This window comes from Acinetobacter sp. YH12043, from assembly GCF_013419915.1.
Lineage (GTDB): Bacteria > Pseudomonadota > Gammaproteobacteria > Pseudomonadales > Moraxellaceae > Acinetobacter.
This window is the reverse complement of record NZ_VOZD01000002.1, coordinates 46,242-67,470: the sequence shown is the minus strand read 5'-3', so window position 1 is coordinate 67,470 and position 21,229 is coordinate 46,242. Positions and strand designations below refer to the sequence as shown.

The 21,229-nt window shown below is 42.5% G+C and carries 17 protein-coding genes; 13 read left to right on the top strand and 4 right to left on the bottom strand.

The annotated features are described in order from the left end of the window. The first annotated feature begins 314 nt into the window (after window positions 1–314). Together FTU01_RS01345 and FTU01_RS01340 are read left to right on the top strand one after the other, a co-directional pair. Window positions 315–467, top strand: a complete 153-nt coding sequence (locus tag FTU01_RS01345) for a hypothetical protein (RefSeq protein WP_180137873.1) — start codon at window positions 315–317, stop codon at window positions 465–467. A gap of 485 nt (window positions 468–952) precedes the next feature. Next, the gene (locus FTU01_RS01340; protein WP_180137871.1) at window positions 953–3,118 is read left to right on the top strand and encodes a TonB-dependent receptor domain-containing protein; all 2,166 of its coding nucleotides are present in this window, start codon (window positions 953–955) and stop codon (window positions 3,116–3,118) included. A 64-nt stretch (window positions 3,119–3,182) separates the two neighbouring features. Here FTU01_RS01340 and FTU01_RS01335 read toward each other — a convergent pair whose 3' ends face one another. After that, on the bottom strand, window positions 3,183–3,791 hold the full coding sequence (locus FTU01_RS01335; RefSeq protein WP_166138693.1) for a MarC family protein: 609 nt from the start codon (window positions 3,789–3,791) through the stop codon (window positions 3,183–3,185). 28 nt (window positions 3,792–3,819) lie between these two features. Beyond that, on the bottom strand, window positions 3,820–5,856 hold the full coding sequence (locus tag FTU01_RS01330; protein ID WP_159122945.1) for a choline transporter: 2,037 nt from the start codon (window positions 5,854–5,856) through the stop codon (window positions 3,820–3,822). A gap of 271 nt (window positions 5,857–6,127) precedes the next feature. On the opposite strand from FTU01_RS01330, the gene betI reads away from it, so the two are divergent. The 5 genes from betI to FTU01_RS01305 all read left to right on the top strand — a co-directional run bounded on the left by betI (window position 6,128) and on the right by FTU01_RS01305 (window position 13,321). After that, window positions 6,128–6,706 (top strand): transcriptional regulator BetI, encoded by a 579-nt coding sequence (betI, locus tag FTU01_RS01325; RefSeq protein WP_005235723.1) that lies wholly within the window; start codon window positions 6,128–6,130, stop codon window positions 6,704–6,706. A 21-nt stretch (window positions 6,707–6,727) separates the two neighbouring features. After that, window positions 6,728–8,203, top strand: coding sequence for a betaine-aldehyde dehydrogenase (gene betB / locus FTU01_RS01320; RefSeq protein ID WP_180137868.1), 1,476 nt, complete (start codon window positions 6,728–6,730; stop codon window positions 8,201–8,203). Window positions 8,204–8,213: 10 nt separating this feature from the next. After that, window positions 8,214–9,869: a choline dehydrogenase gene (gene betA, locus FTU01_RS01315; protein WP_159122947.1), complete on the top strand. Its 1,656-nt coding sequence runs from the start codon at window positions 8,214–8,216 to the stop codon at window positions 9,867–9,869. 127 nt (window positions 9,870–9,996) lie between these two features. Continuing rightward, a complete protein-coding gene (locus FTU01_RS01310; protein WP_180137866.1) occupies window positions 9,997–10,767 on the top strand; it encodes a hypothetical protein in 771 nt (256 codons plus the stop codon). A 355-nt stretch (window positions 10,768–11,122) separates the two neighbouring features. Further along, window positions 11,123–13,321, top strand: a complete 2,199-nt coding sequence (locus FTU01_RS01305) for an OsmC domain/YcaO domain-containing protein (RefSeq protein WP_180137864.1) — start codon at window positions 11,123–11,125, stop codon at window positions 13,319–13,321. Window positions 13,322–13,485: 164 nt separating this feature from the next. Here the strand turns inward: FTU01_RS01305 and FTU01_RS01300 are convergent, their stop codons facing one another. Next, window positions 13,486–14,322 (bottom strand): IclR family transcriptional regulator, encoded by an 837-nt coding sequence (locus FTU01_RS01300; RefSeq protein ID WP_004785687.1) that lies wholly within the window; start codon window positions 14,320–14,322, stop codon window positions 13,486–13,488. Between the two features lie 569 nt (window positions 14,323–14,891). Here FTU01_RS01300 and FTU01_RS01295 point away from each other — a divergent pair. The 5 genes from FTU01_RS01295 to FTU01_RS01275 all read left to right on the top strand — a co-directional run bounded on the left by FTU01_RS01295 (window position 14,892) and on the right by FTU01_RS01275 (window position 20,163). Further along, entirely contained in the window at window positions 14,892–16,046 is a 1,155-nt protein-coding gene (locus FTU01_RS01295) for an acyl-CoA dehydrogenase family protein (protein ID WP_034171043.1), read from the top strand. A 33-nt stretch (window positions 16,047–16,079) separates the two neighbouring features. Continuing rightward, a complete protein-coding gene (locus FTU01_RS01290; protein WP_005235711.1) occupies window positions 16,080–17,279 on the top strand; it encodes an acyl-CoA dehydrogenase in 1,200 nt (399 codons plus the stop codon). A gap of 210 nt (window positions 17,280–17,489) precedes the next feature. Continuing rightward, on the top strand, window positions 17,490–18,770 hold the full coding sequence (locus FTU01_RS01285; RefSeq protein ID WP_004785691.1) for an MFS transporter: 1,281 nt from the start codon (window positions 17,490–17,492) through the stop codon (window positions 18,768–18,770). Window positions 18,771–18,820: 50 nt separating this feature from the next. Further along, window positions 18,821–19,489, top strand: a complete 669-nt coding sequence (locus tag FTU01_RS01280) for a 3-oxoacid CoA-transferase subunit A (protein WP_179992559.1) — start codon at window positions 18,821–18,823, stop codon at window positions 19,487–19,489. Then, on the top strand, window positions 19,489–20,163 hold the full coding sequence (locus tag FTU01_RS01275) for a 3-oxoacid CoA-transferase subunit B (RefSeq protein WP_180137862.1): 675 nt from the start codon (window positions 19,489–19,491) through the stop codon (window positions 20,161–20,163). The genes FTU01_RS01280 and FTU01_RS01275 overlap by 1 nt, the downstream gene beginning before the upstream one ends. 166 nt (window positions 20,164–20,329) lie before the next feature. Here the strand turns inward: FTU01_RS01275 and FTU01_RS01270 are convergent, their stop codons facing one another. Beyond that, window positions 20,330–20,641, bottom strand: a complete 312-nt coding sequence (locus tag FTU01_RS01270; protein ID WP_180137860.1) for a hypothetical protein — start codon at window positions 20,639–20,641, stop codon at window positions 20,330–20,332. A 144-nt stretch (window positions 20,642–20,785) separates the two neighbouring features. Here FTU01_RS01270 and FTU01_RS01265 point away from each other — a divergent pair, with 144 nt between their 5' ends. Further along, window positions 20,786–21,169 carry a hypothetical protein gene (locus FTU01_RS01265; RefSeq protein ID WP_180137858.1) on the top strand — a complete coding sequence of 128 codons (384 nt, stop codon included), beginning with the start codon at window positions 20,786–20,788 and terminating at the stop codon, window positions 21,167–21,169. Window positions 21,170–21,229 lie beyond the last annotated feature (60 nt).

Below are 21,229 nucleotides of genomic sequence, written 5' to 3'. Positions count from 1 at the left end.
AAATCAGGAGATCAGGTTAAAAGTGTCATAAAAATAGTGCAGAGGAACTTAAAAGGCCGAATTAACCTGACTAAAATAAGGCGTTGTTGAAATAATCGCACTAAAATAAGGAATTTTAAGACAATAAAGAATATAAAAATTACCGCTTAGATCAATTTTAATTTCATCAAGATGATCGGGAAAAATAAAAAATCAAATATAGATAAAAATATTGGAATAATAATTGCTTATTTTTAATCCACTATAAATAAAAAGGTGGAATAGACATGAAATTAAAACTTATACCATCACTGCTAGTAATAAGCAGTCTTTTGATGGCGGGTAATGTGATGGCAGAAGATGGTGGTTTACGCTTTACCGAGAAAACTCTGGCCAAAGTGGCAGAAATGAAAACCAAGAAAAAACCAGCCGAAACCCAGCAAGCTGCACTATTACAAGCGCAAGTAATTGAAAATGCCTCTAAATAAAATCATAGCCAGAATACATGAAGAAACTCTCCAGCAGGAGGGTTTCTTTTCTAGGCTGAAATTTATAAGCCGTAGTTCAAAAAATAAGAATTCTATTTTCTAGTTATGACTTAGATTTTTGTCTAGAAACCTGTCTATTAAACTGATCTTGATGAATCAGAATATTGTTTATATCTTCAAAATTTTTAATTTAAATCACTTTTTGCCAACTCGAAAGAGATGGTTACAAGAAAAAAATACATATCTATAAATTACAAATACTTAATAAATTAGATGTCAGAACTTGTTTGAATCTGTCTGTGATCTTGCAAAGTACTGACAGATTTTTTGTATAGAAAAAATTAAAAATATTGCCGCACCAGTCAGATATTTTGGCAGAAAATATCTGCTTAATTTTACATGCTTCATTTATGCTACAGCTTAAATTTTTAAGCCAAGTCCTAAAGCAGATTAGGATCACTTATACAGGATTGTATAAATTCGCCATGAATATGATAAAAATTCCTCTCAAAAAAAATCCGCTTAGCCTGATGATACTGTCGGCATTTTCAGGCCATCTTTATGCTGAAACTACGCTAGCACAGGATAGTGTTCAGCAACTGGAAACTATTGTGGTGACCACTGAGCAAAATACAAATTCCCAGCAAGAGACTGCGGCCGAACTTGCCAGCGTTTCGGGAGGAACCAATTTTATTTCAGATCAGCAGCTCGAACATCAGCGTCTGGGAACCATTGCTGACGTCTTCCGTCTCCAGCCCGGCATTTATGCCCAATCGCCGGGCAATGAAGGAGCCAAAATTTCTATCCGTGGTTCTGGCATTAACCGTACTTCTGGTGCACATGCATCCGGAACTTATGTCATGATCGATGATATTCCCTTTACCGGACCGGGTGGTACAGCTTATGAACTGCTTGAACCATGGTGGATTGATCATGTTGAGGTGTACCGTGGTGCCAATGGTTTAAAACAGGGCGGATTGTCCTTAGGTGGAACAGTTAATTATAAAAGTAAGACTGGTGCAGAGCAGAATGGCTCTGAATTAAAATATGAAACGGGTAGCCATGGCTATCAGAAATACCAGTTTAGTACTGGCCGACAACTCGATAAGTTAGATTACTATCTGACAGTAACGGGTTCACAGTTTGATGGGATTCAGGATCATGCCGAAGGTGATGGTAAAGGTCTAGCTTTTAATCTGGGTTATCAGATCAGTCCAGATATTGAGACCCGCTTTTATGCCCGTTACCGTGAAAGCAAACATTTAACGCCAGGGCGCATTACCCAGGAACAGCTCAAGAATAATCCTGAAGCAGCCAATGATTTTAATCTGGCTGTAGATGCCAAGCGGATTCAACCGGGCAGTACCTGGCTGGCAAATACTACCACTTGGAACTTGCAGGATGATGCCAAACTGACCGGTAGTCTGGCTTATCACCATTATCCATTGGATCTACGTGAAAGTAGTTATCGTACCAATGTCGATTATGAGGATATTAGTGCGCGGGTTCAGTATGAGAAACCTTATCAGTTATTCGGTCTTGAACATCAAGGAAAAGTTGCTTTTCGAAGTACCACGCACCGTCCAAATAGTGGTGTAACCGAAACAATTCGACGCGATACTACAATTGATGGCACGCTTTATCCGGCAGATACCGTAACACGCCGTTATACTTATCGTGGTTCAGACAATGTGCTGCAATTTGATCAGGAAACTCAGTTGAATGATCAGTTTAAGCTTGATCTAGGATTGGCAGCAGCCTATACCCACCGTGAGAGTGAAGTGACTTATCCTGTGGCTAGTCCTGAAGTTAGCCGCTATGAATGGAATTTCGCCCCGCGTATTGGCCTGACTTATCAGCCAAATGAAACATTACAATGGTTTGCCAATTTAAGCCGTAGTATTGAACCGGCACATCCATGGGCGATGGCATGGTCTTCGCCATACTATTTTGACAGTGGTGTCGCTTCAGGGCGGGTACGTGAACCTATTTATCTGGACACGCAAACTGCAAATACTTTAGAACTGGGTGGCCGGGGCCAATCAGCCTGGGGTGATTGGGCACTGAGCTACTATTATTCCAAAGTTAAAAACGAGTTATTAACCTCAGAGTTGATCAAAACCTATGAGGATGGATCGGAACGACCTTCTGAGCCAATTGCTGTAGAATCCAATGCAACTCCCACCCTTCATCAAGGTGTAGAACTCAGTCTGGATACACCATTGTATGCATCACAGCAGGGTGAACTTCGCCTACGACAGGCTTATACCTTGAGTGATTTCCAATATAAAAACGATCCTTTATTTGGCAAAAACCAGCTGCCGGGAATTCCAAAACATCTTTATCAGGCGCAGCTCAGTTATGCCTTGAATAACGGTCTTTATGTGGGTCTAAATACAGAATATGCATCGAAGATGGCACATGATTATGCCAATAGCCGCTTCAGTGATGATTATCAGATTTGGGGTATTGATCTGGGATATGCGCCAGAAGATCAGTCATGGAGTGCCTGGGTTAACTTCAAGAACATCACCGATGAAAAATATGCAGCAGTGGTAATTCCAGGCTATGACGACAAAGGTGCAGATCTAGCACGATCTTCACCGGGTGAAGGCTTCTCGACTTATGCAGGCGTGTCGTTTAAATTTTAAAATCACCACTTCATAAAAAAGCGGGCATTTTTGCCCGCTTTTTTTATTGTCAGCTTATATAAAACTAGCCTTCCAGAATTCCACTGACACCTGTCACAATCATATCAATGGCGATGGTTCCGATTAACAGTGCTGCAACACGACCGACAATATCGACATACAGGTCAATGTAGTTGGAATATTTATGCTGTAAATGATCATGCAGGTATTTCATCAGAATTAGCAAGCTACAGGTCAGAAACAGGGTAAAGAAAATCACCAGAATGGTTTGCATTAAACTGAGCTGAATCCCGGTAATCACGGAAGCCGAAATGGTGCCGGGACCGATCATAAAAGGCATGGCAATCGTACCCGCCAGATGATTCGGCGCACCCCGCATCACCCCAATGGTATCCGCACCTTCAAAGACATAGCGATAACCAATCACCAGAAAAATCAGACCACCAAAAATCTGGAAGGATTCAAAGCGAGCATGTAGCACTTCATTAAAGAAGGCTTCACCAGTTTTCGCAAAAATGATGAAAACAATAAAGCTGATCAGGCTGCCCTGAATCAATGCCATATTGAAGACCTTTGCTTCGGAATTACGAATAATTCCGAGCATATAGATACTCATCAAAAATGGATTGAGTAACGAAAAAAACAGGGCAAAGGCATTTAAACTTGCTGACATCATTCAATCCTTCCGTAGTTGAGTGATCCTAGATTTCACGATCCGGGAAAAGTGGACGTTTACCCGGGCTGATCCGGTTGATGTGCAGATACATCATATGACGTTCATATTTATCCAGAATGTCGTTAATAACTTGTTCCTTGCTGTAACCGACCAGATCATTGCCCTGAGATCCTTCAAACAGGTAACTTTCCAGACGATAGTAATAGCGTTTAGTCCGTTTACCCCGTGAACTAAAGTTCGGTGTGGCATAACGTACTGGCCAGATTTGATAGACAAAGTTTTCTTCTTCATCCAGCTGAATGGTGAGATCCAGATGATACAGTTCAGGTTCTTCCTCAAGCGGTTTTTCCTGAATATTCACTTGAATACCCTTATCGGTTAACTCAGTCGCAACTGCCTCAATGGCCGGCTTGCAGACGTCATCCAGCATGGCGCGAGTCTGTGAAAGGCTTGGATGCAACATCACCCGGCTCAGACGTTTCTTCCAGTTAAAGATGTCAACATTACCGACGACTGGTGCAGCATTCAGACTGGTACTGGCCTGACGGAAATCCTCAAGCCGCAAGGATTTATACAAACCGGCCATGACAAAGAAGATCACGAAACTAAAAGGTAAGCCCATAATAATGGTGGTGTTTTGCAATGCTGTCACACCGTTAGCCATTAGCATAGCTAGCGTCAACAGGCCAATCGCAATCGCCCAGAACACACTGAGCCAGCGCGGTGAATCATGCTCAATATTAGTGAATTTAGTGGTGAAGTTCCCCAATACCAATGCCCCTGAATCCGCTGAAGTCACATAGAACAGCAAACCTGTAATGGTGGCGACACCTGCGAGAAATGTGAAACCTGGATACTGTGCCAGCAGGTCATAAAAACCATGTGCCGGATTTTCTAAAACAGTTGTCGCAAGCTGAGTATTACCATCAAAAATCACGCTGTATAAAGCACTGTTACCGAAAATAGACAACCAAGTGAGGGTAAATAACAGAGGAATAACCAAAGTCCCGGTGACAAATTCACGAATAGTACGACCACGGGAAATACGTGCCAGGAACAGACCTACAAACGGCGACCAAGCAATCCACCATGCCCAGAAGAACAGGGTCCAGCTATTCATCCATTCTTTAGGCTGCTCAAAAGGAAAACTGCTTAAAGAGAGTTTCGGGAACTGGCTGAGATAATCACCAAAATTCTGAATTAGAGCCGCTAATAAAAACTCGGTATTTCCCATAAAGAGAATAAAGAGCAGCAACCCGATTGATACATAGATATTAATTTCAGACAGAACCCGAATACCTTTATTGACACCCGCAGTGACGGAAATAATAGTAATAATGACTGCAACACCAATTAATGCAGTTTGAATCCAGATATTTTCCGGCAAGCCAAACAGGACATGCAGACCGTAATTTAGCTGAACCACACCAATACCGCAGGTTGTGGCAATACCGAAAATCGTACCGAGTACCGCAGCAGTATCCACCGTATGGCCGATCGGGCCATTAATTCTTTTTCCAAATATAGGATAAAGCGCAGAGCGAATTGTCAGTGGTAAATTATAGCGATAACTGAAATATCCCAACGCAACCCCAATCAGCGCGTACATGCTCCAGCCAGTCAGACCATAGTGAAACAGGGTCCAGACCATGGACTGACGCGCGGCTTCAAAGGTTTCAGCTTCACCGACTGGTGGACTCATATAGTGCGACAGGGGTTCAGCGACCGAGAAGAACATCAAGTCAATCCCGATCCCGGCTGAGAACAACATGGCCGACCAGCTCAGCAGGCTGAATTCGGGTTTAGAATGTTTCGGTCCAAGCTTGATTTCGCCATAACGTGAGCAGGCGATAAAGACTATAAAAACCAGATACAGCGTTGCCGCCAGCAGGTAATACCAGCTAAAGGTACTACTGACCCAGTTTAAAATATTAATAATGACTAGATTGGCTTGTTCATTAAATAAAATCGTGATGATAGAAAACAGCAGAATAAGCGTCGCCGAACAATAAAAGACTACCTTATTCAGACTATCTTGCACCTCTTCGTTTTTCTTTTGCATAAATCTCTGACCATCGTTTTTGTTGCCGGATGATCTACAGTGCAGTGTGATTTAAAAGCAAAAACTGGCCCTAAAGCTTCCTTGTTTTCGTGAATTACAAACTTTTGCAAATCCAAAACAAACTGCGCTGTACATCAAGGGTGAGCTGGCACTATAATTTTTATTAATTGAACGTTCAATTAAAAAAGCGTTTATGAATTGTTACATCATTCAGCTATTTGCTTTAGCAGAATGATTTTTTATTGCTACATCCGTTATTCAGGTTAGTCCTATGCCAAAAGTTGGTATGCAACCGATCCGTCGTCAGCAACTGATCGATGCCACCTTAGCTGCAGTGAATGAGCTAGGTTTTGCAGAAGCTTCAATTAGTCAGATTGCTCAGAGGGCAGGTGTCTCAACCGGCATCATAAGTCATTATTTTCAAGGTAAAAATGGGTTAATTGAAGCCACAATGCGTTACTTATTGCAGCAATTAGGTAAATCTGTTGCTGAAATCAAGTCACAGGTGAATGACGCCCCTGAACAACGCTTACTGGCGATTGTGCGTGGCAATTTTACTGCTCCACAAACGGATAAAGCGGCCATGAAGGTGTGGTTGGCTTTTTGGGCCAGCAGTCTGCACCAGCCTGATTTACATCGTTTACAGCAAATAAACCATTACCGCTTACATTCTAATCTTAAATATGAATTCATGAAAAAGCTGAGTAAGGATCAAGCTGAGAAGGCAGCACAAGGTCTGGCTGCACTCATTGATGGATTCTGGCTAAGAGGTGCTTTAGTAAGTGGCGAAATTGATCCAGAACTGCCGATTGAACTGTGTAGTGAATATATCCGGCAACAACTCAAATAACCAATCTGCGAGGGAATTCCATTGACAACATTCAAACTGCAACGTCCTTATATCCATGGACAATATGTCGATGCAACGTCCAATAGCACGTTTCAAACTATTAATCCTGCCACCGGTGAAGTCCTGGCTGAAGTGCAAGTCTGTTCAAAAAATGATATCGATCGTGCGGTTGAATCTGCACAACAAGGGCAAAAAGTCTGGGCAGAAATGGCCGCGATTCAACGTTCGCGCATCTTAAATAAGGCAGTGGCCATTTTACGCGAGCGCAACGATGAGCTGGCAAAATTAGAAAGCTTGGACAGCGGTAAAGCCTTTAGTGAAACCTCTACCGTTGATATTACAACAGGTGCAGATGTACTCGAATATTATGCGGGCATTTTACCGGTTCTTGAAGGCCAACAAATCCCGCTGAGAAGCAGTTCCTTCGTTTATACCCGTCGTGAACCTTTGGGTGTCGTCGCTGGAATTGGTGCATGGAATTATCCAATTCAGATCGCTTTATGGAAATCTGCACCGGCACTCGCTGCAGGCAATGCCATGATTTTCAAAGCCAGTGAAGTTACCCCTTTAACTGCGCTAAAACTGGCAGAAATTTATACTGAAGCCGGTGTACCGCATGGTGTCTTTAATGTGGTTACCGGCAGTGGTGAAATTGGGGGTTATCTGACTTCGCATCCTGATATTGCCAAAGTATCGTTCACTGGTGGCGTTTCTACCGGCAAAAAGGTCATGGCGCAAGCTGCAAATTCTAGCCTAAAAGAAGTCACGATGGAGCTGGGCGGTAAGTCTCCGCTGATTATCTGTGAAGATGCCGATCTGGATTTGGCGGCCGATATTGCCATGATGGCCAATTTCTATAGTTCCGGTCAGGTGTGTACCAACGGTACTCGCGTATTTGTGCCTTTGGCATTGAAAGCAGAATTTGAAGAAAAGATTTTGCAGCGTGTTGAACATATCCGTATGGGTGATCCTCTCGATCCTGAAACCAATTTCGGCCCAGTGTCCAGCTTTGAGCATATGGAAAAAGTGCTGGGCTATATCGAAAAAGGCAAGATAGAAGGGGCGCGCTTATTATGTGGCGGCGGCCGTGCCGAAGATGAACAGTTTGCCCAAGGGGCTTATGTCCTGCCAACCGTATTTACCGACTGCCGCGATGACATGACCATTGTACGTGAAGAAATCTTCGGTCCAGTCATGAGCATCCTGAGTTATGACACCGAGCAAGAAGCCATTCGTCGTGCCAATGATACCGATTATGGTCTGGCCGCCGGTGTTGTCACACCAGACTTGGCCCGTGCACACCGAATTATTCATCAGGTAGAAGCAGGTATCTGCTGGATTAATACCTGGGGTGAATCACCTGCAGAAATGCCGGTCGGTGGCTATAAGCATTCCGGTGTTGGACGTGAAAATGGGCTTGTGACCTTGCAGCATTACACCCAGACCAAATCGGTTCAGGTCGAACTCAGTCCTTTCCAATCTGTATTTAGCGCATAAGGGGGATTTGATGAATTACGACTATATTATTATCGGTGCGGGCTCTGCGGGTAATGTTCTGGCAGCGCGTTTAACTGAAGATCCAGATACTAAGGTGCTATTACTTGAGGCAGGTGGCCCGGACTATCGTCTGGATTTTAGAACCCAGATGCCGGCTGCTTTAGCTTATCCTTTACAAGGACGCCGTTATAACTGGGCCTATCTGACCGATCCAGAACCCCACATGAACAATCGCCGTATGGAATGCGGCCGTGGTAAAGGTCTGGGCGGATCTTCACTGATTAATGGCATGTGCTATATCCGTGGTAATGCTATGGATCTGGAACAGTGGGCCAGCCTTAAAGGTCTGGAACACTGGAACTATGCGCAGTGTCTACCCTATTACAAAAAAGCTGAAACCCGCGATATTGGCGGCAATGACTATCATGGCGATTCAGGCCCGGTTTCAGTCGCAACACCTAAGAATGGTAATAATGAGCTGTTCCATGCCATGGTCGAAGCTGGAGTACAGGCGGGTTATCCACGTACCGATGACTTGAATGGCTACCAACAGGAAGGCTTCGGGCCAATGGATCGTACTGTGACACCACAAGGTCGTCGCTCCAGTACGGCACGTGGTTATCTGGATATGGCCAAAGGCCGGGATAATCTCACTATTATTACCCATGCCATGACCAACCGAATTCTGTTTAATCGCAATCAGGCGATTGGCGTAGAATATTTTGAAGGTCAAAATACCTTACAGCCGATTCAGGTCTTTGCGGATCGTGAAGTTCTACTATGTGCAGGTGCAATTGCATCTCCACAAATCCTGCAACGCTCTGGTATAGGTCCGGCTGAATTGTTAAAAAGTCTGGATATTCCGGTGGTTCAGGACCTGCCGGGTGTGGGTGAAAACCTGCAAGACCATCTGGAAATGTACTTACAATATAAGTGCAAAAAACCGGTCAGCTTATATCCGGCATTGAAATGGTATAACCAACCCATGATTGGCGCAGAATGGTTATTCCTGGGTAAAGGCATTGGTGCCAGCAACCAGTTTGAAGCCGGGGGCTTTATCCGTTCTTCGGATGAGTTCGAATGGCCAAATATCCAGTATCACTTCCTGCCAGTGGCGATTAACTATAATGGGACCAATGCTATCCATGAGCACGGCTTCCAGGCCCATGTCGGTTCCATGCGTTCACCATCTCGTGGCCGAGTTCGTCTGAAATCCAAAGATCCGTTTGAGCATCCAAGTATTTTGTTCAACTATATGAGTACCGAACAGGACTGGCGTGAATTCCGTGATGCCATCCGCATTACCCGTGAAATTATGCATCAGCCAGCCTTGGATCCATATCGTGGTGAAGAAATCAGTCCGGGCAAAAATCTGCAAACTGATGCAGAAATTGATGAATTTGTTCGTAATCATGCAGAAACAGCGTATCATCCGTCCTGTAGCTGTAAAATGGGTGAGGATGATATGGCAGTTGTCGATGGTTATGGACGTGTGCATGAGATGCAAGGCCTGCGTGTCATCGATGCTTCAATTATGCCGCTTATTATTACAGGCAACCTCAATGCAACCACGATCATGATGGCTGAAAAGCTTGCAGATCATATCCGTGGCAAGCAGGCATTACCTGCTTCTACAGCGCCTTTCTACCGGGCCCCACGCGCTTAAGTCATGGCTATATTCCTGTTGCTTGTTGCATCAAGGAATATAGCGGAATTTATTTTTACCCAAAGCTGGATAGGGCTGTAATTGGTTTCAGTGTTATCCATTCTTTGCTTAATATAATTTATATTTTATGAGAATTTTCAAACAAACAGTCCTTTTCGGCTGTGCTGCTGTTTCTAGTGTTTATTGTTTTGCAGATGATGCAGACGCAAAAAAAATTGAAACCAGTGGAAACATCAGTGTAGTTTCTAAATACATCTCCCGTGGTCTGACCAATGCACCAGAAAATGATGACATTGCCTTACAGGCAGCGCTGAATCTGGCTTATGGTAATTTTTATGTCGGTTACTGGGGCTCAACCTTAGGTTATTCCTACCCAGAACTGGAAGGCAAGAAATCACATCGTCGTGATAAAGTCGAACATGATTTTATCGTGGGCTATACCTATAGCAGTGAAAACTACGACTGGAATTTCTGGGATGCGACCTATTATTATCCGGGTGGCAGCCATACCACTTCAAATGAATTAGGTTTGAATGTGAGTCGTGCACTGAATGACAAGACCAGCGTTACAGCAGGTGTGTCGACCTATTTATATGATGTGGCTTATGCCAATCAGGGCGATACTTTTTATACCCTGGATTTAACCCATCAGATTAATGATAAGCTGGGTGCGCATGTCGGTGCAGCAGGTGGTTATTTTAATGATGAAGGCAAATATGAAGGTAATGAGCTGGGTAATACCACAAAACAGCATGCTTTCCGTTATGCAACTGCCGGATTGAGTTATGAAGTTGCGCCGAAATTGACCTTGTCTGGTGATTATATCTTCGGTGGTTACGACCGTTTTGGTGATAAACAGCGCGATCTCGCTGTGTTTGGTATTGGCTATGACTTTTAATTTGGATCTTGATCTGATTTAAAAAACGCATTTCCCAGTCCATAAAATCCAGTCGGGAACAGCAAGTATTAATAAAAACAGTCTGTTCCCGGCTTAAAGCCAGATTTTCTGAATATTTAATTAACAGATATTTTGATAAATCTGCAGGAAATTCGAGCAAACATTATCAATTTCATAAAATGATTCTATAATAGCGCCCATTCTTACTCGAGCTTATCCTGAAACTAACTGGTTGAAGGTTTAACCCGGGTTATTTTTATTTTTGAGTCAAATTCTCCTCCGTGATTCGGCTTGTATATTCAGATTTAGCATCTTATCTGTCCGTGGTGGCACATAAGAATATTTAGGTATCCACATGGAAATTAAGGTCAATTATCTCGATAATCTTCGTCAGGAAGCCAAGTTCGATGACTTCACGGTAATCGCCGATCAGCCGATCCGCTATAAAGGTGATGGTTCTGCGCCAGGTCCATTTGATTATTTTCTGGCTTCATCTGCGCTGTGTGCGGCCTATTTCGTTAAAGTTTATTGTGCAGCGCGTGACATTCCGACCGACAATATCCGTCTGTCTCAAAATAATATCGTCGATCCTGAAAACCGCTACAAACAGATTTTTAAAATTCAGGTCGAGTTACCAGCTGATATCTCTGAAAAAGACCGTCAGGGGATTTTGCGTTCGATCGACCGTTGTACCGTCAAAAAAGTCATTCAAACCGGTCCTGAATTTGTCATAGAAGAAGTTGAAAGCATTGATGCCGATGCGCAGGCTTTGTTGATGCCAAATCTGGCTTCAGACAGCCTAACCTGTATTCCGGGTAAAGACTTACCACTCGAAGAAACTATTGCCAATATGTCTGCGATTCTGGCAGGCCTCGGCATGAAAATTGAAATTGCGTCTTGGCGTAATATCGTACCGAATGTCTGGTCGCTGCATATTCGTGATGCTCAGTCACCGATGTGCTTTACTAATGGTAAAGGTTCAACCAAAGAAAGTGCGCTGGCGTCTGCACTGGGTGAATTCATCGAGCGTCTGAACTGTAACTTCTTCTATAACGACCAGTTCTGGGGTGAAGATATTGCCAATGCAGAATTTGTGCATTATCCGGATGAAAAATGGTTCCAGCCAGGTCCAAATGGCGAGTTGCCAGCCGAAGTTTTAGATGAACATACCCGTGAAATTTATGATCCTGAAGATGAGTTACTGGGTATCCATCTTTATGATACTAACTCAGGCAATAAAGCACGCGGTATCTGTTCATTGCCATTTGTACGTCAGTCTGATGGTGAAACTGTATATTTCCCATCGAATCTGATTGAAAATCTGTACCTCAGTAATGGTATGAGTGCGGGCAATACTTTGGCTGAAGCTCAAGTACAATGCCTGTCTGAAATTTTTGAACGTGCGGTTAAACGCGAAATTCTGGAAGGTGAGCTGGCACTTCCAGATGTCCCTGAACACGTATTGGCAAAATATCCAAAGATTGTAGAAGGCATTAAAGGCTTAGAAGAGCAAGGCTTTCCAGTACTGGTCAAAGATGCTTCTTTAGGTGGCCAGTTCCCGGTGATGTGCGTGACCTTGATGAACCCGCGTACGGGTGGTGTCTTTGCCTCATTCGGTGCCCATCCAAACTTTGAAGTCGCTTTAGAGCGTAGTCTGACTGAACTGTTACAAGGTCGTAGTTTTGAAGGCCTGAATGATCTGCCAAAACCAACCTTCAGTTCAAATGCAGTTACTGAACCGAATAACTTCGTTGAGCACTTTATTGACTCAAGTGGTGTCGTATCTTGGCGTTTCTTCAGCGCAAAATCTGACTATGATTTTGTCGAGTGGGATTTCACCAATAATGGTCAAAACTCAAATGCCGATGAAGCGCAGGAATTGTTTACCATTCTTGAAGAGATGGGCCACGAAGTTTATATGGCGGTTTATCAGCATTTAGGTGCAACCGCTTGTCGTATTCTGGTGCCGGGTTATTCTGAAATTTATCTGGTGGAAGATCTGGTTTGGGACAATACCAACAAGGCGCTTTTATATCGTGAAGACATTCTGAACCTGCATCGTCTGGATGATGAGCAGCTGGAAGCTCTGGTTGAACGTCTGGAAGAAGCAGATGAAGATGATTATACCGAGATCCGTACCTTGATCGGGATTGAATTTGACGAAAATACCGAATGGGGTCAGCTGACCATTCTGGAACTAAAACTGCTGATCTATCTGGCTCTACAACAATTTGAAGAAGCTAAAGATTTGGTCGAACAGTTCCTGCAATACAATACCAACACGGTTGAACGTGGCCTGTTCTATCAATGCATGAATGTCGTACTTGAAGTCATTCTGGATGATGAAATGGAACTGGAAGACTATGAACACAACTTCCGCCGTATGTTTGGCGATACCCGTATGGATGCAGTCCTCGGTTCAGTAGAAGGTAAAGTACGTTTCTACGGTTTAGCTGAAACCAATATGCAGCTTGAAGGTCTGGATCGTCATCTACGTTTAATTGACAGCTACAAGAAACTGCATGCAGCACGAGCCAAGTTTGTAGCAGCGTAGTAAGTGAAGATGATTAGCTGACTTTGCTGGTCTTTAAATCTTTAAAAAATAGCCCATCTTAGAATGGGCTGTTTTTTTATATTGCACTAATATTTTGCGAGTGTTTAAAAAAAAAGAAAAATAAAGGGTGATCATTACCGCCCATTTAAATCTTAAATAACAGCTTAAATATTATTTAAAGTCAAGGAAATGTTATTGACCATATGAATCAGGCGAGGACCGATTTCATTTTCCAGTTTTTCCTGATTGAGCAGATAAGTTGGCGCGCCGCAGTTAAAGGTCAGAATACCATGTTTAGGATGAATTAAAGGCACCGCGACAGAGTTCACATCTTTGGCCCAATCACCGAGAGATAAGCAATAGCCATAATCCTGATAATCACGGATAGCACGTTCTAAATTACGCTTAATGGTTGGCCATTGATCTTCATTTCTTTTCTTGATCGCATCAAACAGATATTCACGTTCTTTAACTTCCATCGCAGCCAGACAGGCACGGCCCATCGCACTACTATGAATAGGCAGGGTAGAGCCAACTGGACGACGCATGGTCAAAGTAGATTCCGTGTGAACGACTTCCAAATAAATCATGCTCAGACGATCACGTGTTGCCATGGCGACAGGCGCTTGCGCATAACGTGACATTTCTTCCATAAAGGGATAAGCCTGTGTACGAGCCGAAATATTGCTTAGCGCCGCATAACCCAAAGCCAATACGCCAACATCCAATAGGTATTTGGTCGTATTCGGTAACTGTTTTAGATAACCTAAAGAAACCAGCGTGCTGGTAATCCGGGCAACAGTCGGTTTTGGCAGATTAGTCAGTTGTGCAATTTCCTGGTTGCCCAGTAATTGATTCGTTGCAGAAAAACATCTCAGGATTTCTAAACCACGTGCAATAGACGCGATAAATTGCGGGTTATTTTCTCTATGAATATGTGAAATCGGATCTAAACGGATCTCATCAAAATTAGGTATTTCGCCAGTTTTATTTTTTGTCATGGTCAGAGCAATTAAAGGTAAATTAATAAATATGATAGCAATTAAATTTCACGATACAAAATAAAACACTTCTATTAATGATAAAAATAAATAAAAAAGTGCTCATTTTATCTGTATTTAAGTCAATTAGCGCTATTCAGCTAAAAACGATGCAGAATTTACAGGTTTTTGAGACCTGTAATGATCTTTAAGTATCTTTAGAAAATTTAAAGTTCGCCAGATAAAATTTCAGGAAAATGGAGCCAATAAAAACTAGAATCATCAGCACGATTTAATTGAAACATTCTTATCTCGCTGCGCTTTTATAGAATCAATTATGACCTGATTCCGATCATCTAACTCTTTTCTAAATCTACTAACAATCTAAAAAATTTCGCATTGTGAAATAAAATTCTAACTATAATTTTTAATTAAAGCTAGAAAAATTTGCTTTTTTGCTTAAAAAATAAAATTTTTAATAATTTTTCTTGCTCAAAATGAATTTTTATGATTATTTATTTCGTATTACGAAACTAAAATTAAAGGGTAAAGGAATTTACCCAGATGAACTAAATAACATGGAGATCCCTATGATTCGCGATCCGGAAATGCTCGAGCAACTTCTTTCGACTATTCGTAACTTTGTCAAAAATGAACTAGTCCCTTTAGAACATGAAGTTGAAGAAAGTAACGCGATTCCTGAGCGTATTGTCGAGCAGATGAAAGAATTAGGTCTGTTTGGCCTAACTATTCCAGAGGAATACGGCGGTTTAGGTATCACCATGGAAGAGGAAATTCTGGTCGCAATGGAATTAGGCCGTACATCGGCTGCATTCCGTTCTTTGATCGGGACCAATAACGGGATCGGTTCAAGCGGGATCGTGATTGACGGTACAGAAGAGCAAAAACAAAAATACCTGCCACGTTATGCGACTGGTGAAATCATTGGTTCATTCTGTTTAACTGAGCCAGATTCAGGTTCAGATGCAGCATCTTTAAAAACCAGCGCGGTTAAAGATGGCGATTACTATATTTTAAACGGTACCAAACGTTTTATTACCAATGCACCGCGTGCAACAACATTTACGGTGATGGCGCGTACCAATCCTGATATCAAAGGTGCAAGCGGCATTTCTGCATTCCTGGTAGAAGCGAATACACCGGGCCTAAGTCTGGGCAAAATTGATAAAAAAATGGGTCAACACGGTTCATACACTTGTGACGTGATTTTTGACAACTGTAAAGTTCATAAAGATCAGTTGATCGGTGGTGTTGAAGGCATTGGCTTTAAAACTGCAATGCGTGTCCTGGATAAAGGCCGTCTGCACATTGCTGGCTATAGCGTAGGTATGGCAGAGCGTATGCTAGAAGACGCTTTAAATTATGCAGTGGAACGTAAGCAGTTCGGTCAACCAATTGCGAATTTCCAACTCATCCAAGGCATGCTGGCAGACTCTAAAGCTGAGATTTATGCGGCGAAATGTATGGTTCTAGATGCTGCTCGTCTGCGTGACGAAGGCAAGAATGTAACCACTGAATCTTCATGCGCGAAAATGTTTGCCACTGAAATGTGTGGCCGTGTAGCGGATCGCTGTCTGCAAATTCATGGTGGCGCGGGCTATATCAGTGAATATTCAATTGAACGTTTCTATCGTGATGTGCGTTTGTTCCGTCTGTATGAAGGTACTACTCAAATCCAGCAAATCATCATCGCACGTGAAATGATTAAACAAGCGACTGCTTAAGCAGCAGATTTTTAGAATATTGGAAATATTAAAATGAGCACAAGAATTAGATTTGACTGGCAAGATCCATTTTTACTGGAACAGCAACTGACTGAAGAAGAACGCATGATCCGTGACAGCGCACATGCATACTGTCAGGACAAGCTGATGCCACGCGTATTAGAACAGTTCCGTCATGAAAAAACTGATCCAACCATTTTCCGTGAAATGGGTGAACTCGGTCTGTTGGGTCCAACCATTCCTGAGCAATACGGCGGTGCCGGCTTAAATTATGTCAGCTATGGTCTGATTGCCCGTGAAGTAGAACGTGTGGATTCAGGTTATCGTTCAATGGCCAGCGTACAAAGCTCGCTAGTGATGGTGCCAATCAATGAATTTGGTTCTGAAGAACAGAAGCAGAAATATTTACCGAAATTGGCGACCGGTGAATATATCGGTTGTTTCGGTCTGACTGAACCAGATCATGGTTCTGATCCGGGCAGCATGATTACTCGTGCCAAGAAAGTTGATGGTGGTTACCGTCTGACTGGTGCGAAAATGTGGATCACCAACAGCCCAATTGCTGATGTCTTTGTGGTTTGGGCAAAAGAAGTATCTCCTGAAGGCAATGTCGGTGACATTCGCGGCTTTATCTTAGAAAAGGGTTGGGAAGGGCTTTCTGCACCAGCAATTCACGGTAAAGTTGGCCTACGTGCTTCGATTACCGGTGAAATCGTGATGGACAATGTTTTTGTTCCAGAAGAAAACGCATTCCCGGAAATCCGTGGTTTAAAAGGTCCATTTACCTGTCTGAACAGTGCGCGTTATGGCATTGCATGGGGTGCGATGGGCGCAGCAGAATTCTGCTGGCATACAGCGCATCAATACACCATGGACCGTAAACAATTCGGTCGTCCATTGGCTGCCAATCAGTTAATTCAGAAAAAACTGGCAGACATGCAAACTGAAATTGCGTTGGGTCTGCAAGTGGCATTACGTTTTGGCCGTATGAAAGATGAAGGTATTGCATCAGTCGAGGGTACTTCACTGATCAAACGTAATAACTGTGGTAAAGCTTTAGACATTGCCCGTTTAGCGCGTGACATGATGGGCGGTAACGGGATCTCTGATGAATTCGGTGTAGCTCGTCATCTGGTAAACCTGGAAGTGGTCAATACTTATGAAGGTACCCATGATGTACATGCCCTAATTCTAGGTCGTGCTCAAACAGGTATTGCTGCATTCTCCAACTAAATGCAGATCAACTTCTAGCCAGCAATGCTGGCTAGTTTGTTTTGGCTGACTTTAATTAAAGTCAGCCAATCCAGTTCTGGGATGGTTTTTTAAAATCTAGTCAGTTTCAGAATTAAAGATCAATTAAACATTCTATGTTTCATTTAATTAATTAGGTGAAACATAAACTTCTAAAGGGCACAGGAGTGCCAGCAAAGTGTAAAGGACATTATGAATACGCTTAATTCACAACAAAACCTTCTACCAGAAGAAAATATGCCTAAGAAAAAGGTCTGGATTCTGGCTTTTATCTTTTCATTTTTAGCGTTATTGGTAGATGGTGCAGATCTTGCACTATTGGCCTATAGTCTAACCAGCCTTAAACAAGAGTTTTCACTCAGTAGTATTCAGGCAGGTGCACTCGGTAGCTGGACACTTGCTGGTATGGCCATTGGTGGCTTTTTTGGTGGCTGGGCTTGTGACCGCTTCGGGCGAGTGCGGGTGATTGTTGTTGCGATCGCTTTATTCTCTTCATTAACCTTCTGGCTGGGCTTTACTCAAAGCTATGAAGAATTTAAGTGGTTGCGATTCTTTTCAGCAATTGGCTTAGGCGCCCTCTATATTGCCTGTAATACGCTAATGGCAGAGTATGTGCCAACAAAATATCGTTCTACAGTACTTGCTGCTTTAATGACAGGTTGGACACTTGGTTCAGTTGTTGCCACTGTACTTGCAGGATGGCTGCTTCCAGAACTAGGCTGGCGTTACCTTTACTATATTGCCATTGTTCCGATTGTTCTTGCCATTGGCATGTTCTTCCTGGTACCAGAACCACAAGCCTGGTTAAAGGCACGTCAAGAAAGATTGGCAGCCAAAGCCAGCGGCGTAGTGCAGGAAAAACCGAAGAATACGTTTAAAATGATTTTTGCCGATGCTTTAAGCCGTCGCATGTTCATCCTCTGGTCGTTCAGCACCGCATTCTTACAGTTTGGTTATTACGGCGTAAGTAACTGGTTACCGGCTTATCTGGAATCAGACTTAGGTATCAAATTTAAAGAAATGACCACCTATATGATTGGGACCTTCCTGATCATGATGTGTACCAAAGTGATCGCGGGCATTATTGCGGATAAAATTGGTCGTCGTGCAGTATTTGCTTTCGGTACCATGGGCACCGCAATCTTTATTCCCATCATTGTCTTTGGTAATACACCAGACAACATCTTATGGCTGATGCTGTTTTTCGGATTCCTTTACGGTATTCCATATGGCATTAACGCGACTTATATGACAGAAAGTTTCTCTACTAAAGTCCGTGGTACAGCTACAGGTGGCGCTTATAACATTGGCCGTTTAGGCGCAGTATTGGCACCTTTAACCATCGGTTATTTTGCGCAAGGTGGCTCAATTGGTACAGGTCTACTCATCATGAGTGTGGCTTATTTTATTTGTGGTTTGATCCCAGCGATTTTCATTAAAAACCGTTTGTTTGACCCACAAAAAGCTGACTAATTGATTAATCAAACATTTATAAAGACAGGAAGATGCTAGGAAGCAATTAAATGAATAAAATCACACAGGATATCGAAACCATACTCAAGCAGATTCCAGATGGTGCGCATATTATGACCAGTGGCTTCGGTCTGGCAGGACAGCCAATCGAACTGATTGAAGCTTTGATTGATATTGGTCCTAAAGATCTGACTATTATTAATAATAATGCAGCTTCTGGTGACCGTGGTCTAACCAACTTGTTATTGTCAGGACTGGTGAAAAAAATGATCTGTTCATTTCCTCGTGCCAATAACTCCAAGGTTTTTGAAGAACTGTATAAAGCTGGAAAGGTTGAACTAGAGTTGGTGCCACAAGGCAACTTGGCTTGCCGTATTCAGGCAGCGGGTGCAGGTCTGGGCGCTATTTTTACGCCTACAGGTTACGGCACCAAGATTGCTGAAGGCAAAGAAACCCGCCATATCAATGGCAAGGACTATGTGCTGGAATATCCAATTCATGCAGACTATGCCTTGGTTTATGGCAATCAGGCTGATCAATGGGGCAATTTAACCTACCGTAAAGCAGCCCGAAACTTTGGCCCGTTAATGGCAAAAGCAGCCAGAACAACAATTGCCCAAGTGCATGAAATTGTAGAGCTAGGCGAGCTTGATCCAGAGATTATCGTAACGCCGGGTATTTTTGTGCAGCATGTGGTGAAGGTAGGAGATATCAAATAATGACAATTCAAAAACGTACACGCGAACAGATTGTAGAAAAAGTTGCACAGGATATTCCGACCGGTTCTTATGTGAATTTAGGCATTGGCTTACCAACACGCGTTGCCGGTTATTTAAAGCCTGAGCAAGATATTGTCTTGCATTCCGAAAATGGCGTTCTGGGTTTTACCGCTTTAACTGATCCTGATCAAGCTGATGATGATCTGATTAATGCCGGTAAAGAGCTAGTCAGCATGCTGGATGGCGGCAGTTTTATGAACTCTGCAGATTCCTTCGATATTATGCGTGGCGGCCATTTAGATTTCTGTATTATGGGCGCCTTTCAGGTTGCTGTGAACGGTGATCTCGCTAACTGGCATACCGGTGCACTGGATGCGGTTCCAGCGGTGGGTGGGGCGATGGATCTGGCGGTTGGTGCTCGCTGTGTTTATGTTTGCATGGAACATGTCACTAAAAATGGCGAACCACGGATTGTGGAAGAGCTGACTTATCCGATTACCGGTAAAAACTGCGTTGACCGTATTTATACCGATTTGTGCATTATTGAACTCAAAGATAATCAGGCTTGGGTGCTAGAAATAGTGGATGGCTTGAGTTTCGAAGAACTTCAGCAACAGACTGGTTGCAAGTTACAAGATGGCCGCGCAGCTGCACAGTTAAAAGCATCCGTATAATAAGCTAAATCATTTAAATATGGTTAAAAATCGCAGCTTAGGCTGCGATTTTTTTTACGCTGTATTTTTATGCGTTTAGTTACGTATTCTAAAAGTGGACATTTCTATTTTTAGATTGCAACTAAATTTTGCATAATCGCCATTATGTTAAATGAGCTAGAAATTTTTAGGCAAAGCTTATTACAAAATCAATAATTAATAATATACATCCAATTTTCCCTAGTGTATGAGCAAAGATCCCAACTGGTGAGAGAGATAGAGATTTATCTTTGGAAAAGAAATTTCTTAACGTTACTTCAGTTGTGAGTTGTTCATAAGTCATTAGAACGCCCATTTCAATACATACTAGAAATAACCCGATATTTCCTAAATATGCACTAATTTCTGTTTTACCATCTACAATATCCGAATAAATTAGGAATAAAGAGAATGCTGCAAATCCAAAACAGAAATACTTGAAATATGATTGCATCTTCATTCGGTTTTATTCAAAAGATTAAGTGCCATCAATCTAATGTATTTGTACAAGAAGTAATAGATATACCTGGAACAAGAGAAAACATTTCTTAGCAACTACAAGGCTAAAAATTCTAAACTTTCATTAGAAGAGATCATGTAACAAATGGCATATTATTTAAGAAATTTATTAGGCTCATTTGTAGGTTTAGTAGCTTTAACTGGTGCTGTATTAACACTGTTTGCATATAGCTCTGGGCCTTATATGACCCTAGGTATTATCTGCGGAATCATTGTTATGATATTAGGATTAACGCTCATTGGTTATATCAATGCAGCTACCGCACTGCAAAGTAAGACTCAACAAACCTTATACTTACATTCCGTATTAGTGATCTTGCTCTTCGCTACAGATTTAATTTTTGGCAATTTAGACTTATTGTTTACTATTTTAAGAAACATAGGCTTCTTTGTAATACTCCAATTTGGAGTCTATCTTCATGTAAAAAAGCGACAAATGAGCTTTAAAGAATTTCTAAAATTAACATAGATAATGTGTCATGTACTGCGCACCCAATCTTATATTCTATGAGTGCACAAGGTATGAGTT